General features: G+C 60.1%; 1 protein-coding gene. It reads left to right on the forward strand.

Translation table 11 applies throughout. The features are described 5' to 3' along the window. Nucleotides 1–104: 104 nt before the first annotated feature. Nucleotides 105–828, forward strand: a 724-nt coding sequence (locus EOA22_RS35655) for an ABC transporter substrate-binding protein (protein ID WP_206521538.1), incomplete at its 3' end; no start/stop codon positions are given.

Genomic DNA, 828 nt, shown 5'->3' on the forward strand with positions numbered 1-828 from the left:
TGTCTTTCTTGTCGAAGCTGAAATCGGCCCTTGTCGGCGCCGCTGCCGCGGCCTTCTTGTCAACGGCGGCCCTAGCTGCCGATGAACCCACGGTCGGCGTTGTCGTGCCGACCCTGGATGCGCAATTCTGGAATAGCTATGTCGCTTTCATGAAGAAGGGAGCGGATGAGCTTGGTGTGAAGCTCGTTGTCCTCAATGCCGACAACAAGCCTGACCAGATGGTCAAGTCGCTTGAGGACCTGGTGGCCCAGAAGGTCGACGGCATTGTTTTCACGCCCTATTGGGCCACTGCCGCTCGCGGCCTTACCTTGGCCAAGGAAGCCGAGATACCGGTCATCCTCACCGACAGTTATCCGGATTTTTCGCCTCAAACCGAGCGTTTCCCGAATTACATTGCCTTTATCGGGCCGAGCGATGAGGACGCCGGATACCAAATGGCCAAGGCGCTGTTCGCCGCCATCAAGCCGGGGCCTGATGGCAAGAAAGTGATCGGCGTGGTGAACGGCACCGCCGGCACCTCGGTCGCCATTGATCGCCGCAAGGGGCTGGAAGACGCTCTCAAGGAAGCGCCCGATGTGCGCGTCGCCGGCGAAGTCGATGGCAATTTCGTCCGTGATACGTCCCAGACCGCATGTGAATCCCTCTTCCAGGGCAACCCGGACATCACCGGCGTCTGGGCCGCGAATGGCGGCACCGCGACCGGCGTGATGGCTGCGCTCAAGAACCATGGGAAAGCGCCCGGCAAGGACGTTATGGTCGTCGGAATGGATCTCAACCCCGAGAATGTCGATGCGGTAAAGTCCGGCGACCTGCTTTTCGATATTGGCG

Source organism: Mesorhizobium sp. M7A.F.Ca.US.014.04.1.1, assembly GCF_003998745.1.
Lineage (GTDB): Bacteria > Pseudomonadota > Alphaproteobacteria > Rhizobiales > Rhizobiaceae > Mesorhizobium > Mesorhizobium ciceri.